Source organism: Sandaracinobacteroides sp., assembly GCF_057137845.1.
Genome location: NZ_DBNHFX010000062.1, coordinates 1 through 2,166 on the forward strand (window position 1 = coordinate 1; position 2,166 = coordinate 2,166).

At 62.6% G+C, this 2,166-nt stretch carries 2 protein-coding genes and 1 pseudogene; all 3 read right to left on the reverse strand.

Annotated elements, in window-relative coordinates; translation table 11 throughout:
* Nucleotides 1-1,270 (reverse strand): TonB-dependent receptor (locus AC16JP_RS03080; RefSeq protein WP_484339134.1); only part of this gene is annotated, 1,270 nt, incomplete at its 3' end.
* A 249-nt stretch (nt 1,271-1,519) separates the two neighbouring features.
* The gene (locus AC16JP_RS03085; RefSeq protein WP_484339135.1) at nt 1,520-1,978 is read right to left on the reverse strand and encodes a hypothetical protein; all 459 of its coding nucleotides are present in this window, start codon (nt 1,976-1,978) and stop codon (nt 1,520-1,522) included.
* A gap of 95 nt (nt 1,979-2,073) precedes the next feature.
* A pseudogene (locus AC16JP_RS03090) lies at nt 2,074-2,166 on the reverse strand (methyltransferase); the annotation flags it as partial.

Sequence of the window (2,166 nt, forward strand, 5' to 3'; positions counted from 1 at the left end):
CACCGCCCGGCAACAGCGCGTTCACCATCGGCCGGAACTGCGGCAGCACCGTCGACAGGTTCACCAGATTCTGAAGCCCGGCTGCATAATTCGCACGATTCTGCACCGACAGCACATAATCCTGCCCCGAATCCACCGAGTTCTGCTGATACTGTCCAGAAAGGCGAGCCTTCACGCTGCCGAAATCATGTTCGATTCGGCCCTGAATCTGCAATTCGTCGGCAAAATACTTCGGCGCATAGTCGGTATAGACTTCGCGTGGACTGGTGGGGTTGGTCCCGGTAAACGCGCTTGGGCCATAGAGGCTGCCAAGGCCGATGGTTGCAAGCGTCGGCCCAAGCACCGGCCCGCCCTGAATCGCAAGCAGCTCGCGCGAGGTAAGCACTGCGCCAAGCGTTGCGTTGGAATTGGTGAAGCCGTTTTCGCGACGCCCCGGCAGACAGCCCAGCACGCCCGTAGGATCGGTCTGGCACATCTGCTTCTGAATGCGCATCCGGTCGTCGTCCTCGCGGAAGTAGTAGCCCATCACGTCGACCGTGGTGTCGTCCGTCGGCTCCCAGCGGACTGAGCCGCGCAGCGCATACATTTCGCGGCCATCATATTTCGCGCCGTCGAACAGGTTCCTGGTGTAACCGTCGCGCTTCATGTAGAAACCCGCCGCCCGCACCGCCAGCGTATCGCCGATCGGCACGTTTACCATGCCCTGCACACGGATTTCGTTGAAATTGCCGTAGCCCGCCTCGCCCGAGGCCTTGAACGTCTGCATCACCGGCTTGGCGGAAACGAAGTTGACGACGCCCGAAGTGGCGTTGCGGCCGAACAGCGTGCCCTGCGGCCCGCGCAGCACTTCCACCCGTTCCAGGTCGAAATATTCAGTCTCGAAGATGCGGGTGGCGAACAGCGGCATATCGTTCATGTGGATGCCGGTGGCGCTGTCGCAGGTCACGCCGACGCACAGGTCGCCGACGCCGCGGATGGTGAAGCTGGCGCCGGTGAAGTTACCCTTGGTGAAGGTGACGTTGGGCAACGAAAGCTGCAACTGCGAAGCGTTGTTGATCTGCTTTTCCGTCAGCGCTTCGGCAGAAAAGGCCGACACCGCGATCGGCACGTCCTGCAGGCTTTGCGCCTGCCGCTGTGCCGTGACCACGATATCGCTGACGCCGGCACTGCTGGTCGCCGTCTGCGCCAGCGCCGCAAAGCCGATCAGGCCCTGCACGGATACTGCCGACACCAGGGCAGCACGAACGGCCAGTTTCGATGCACTCATCATCAACCTCCCCTTGGCCCCACGCATGGGGCAATCTCCCTACCGGCGATGGAAGGAAACCAGACGTTGCAACGCGCCGGAGCCATTCTGGCTTCTCTGGCACGTCACCGGCCCTCCCCGACCGATGTTCGCATAGAAACAGTCCGTCTGTTGCTTGTCCAGAAGGGCAGGGTCACTTTTTAGGACAACAGTTCGCAGGCAAAGGAACAATAAAGACCCCTGTGGCATTTCCGCCACTGTGCGCAGCAGCCGCTACTGCCGCTTGTGCGGCGGTGCCTTACTCAATTGTGAAATCCTGTGCACGCGGCACGACCCGCCGGCACGCGCCATCACCCGGTCAGCGCCAGCGCACAGCTTTCCGTTGTGTGTGGGGCGATAGTAAAAGCCGCCATAATATCCAAGCTGCGGGCACGACTGCGCCATCGTCAGCCGGAAGCGCCGCCCGCCGCGCATGATGATATCGACATTGCGGTGATCGACCACCATCGCCCCGGCAATCCGCCCCATGTCGATGCAGGCCGACTTGCTCGACCGCGCCGGAACCCAACGCTCCTGCTCGGCGGGGGGCATCGGCCGCGCCGCGACAACGCCCAGATCGGACTTCTGCGCATAGGCGGCCGCGCCGCCCGCCAGGAGCAGCCCGCACAAAGACAAACGCCCGACCGACCTGAGCAGCACCTTCAGCCGCACGACGATTCCGGACCCGGACATGCGTTCAAAAGGGCGCTCAAAAAGGCGTGACCATGCACCATGCGCCCTGCCTGCCGCGCACCCCTTGAACCGGCCGTGAACCCTGCATCCTTCCTTCAGTTCGCAGGCTTTACGAACCTCAGCGTCATGCGGTCGCTTTCGCCGATCGCCTGATACTTCGCCCGGTCGGCATCCTTCAGGGCATAGGT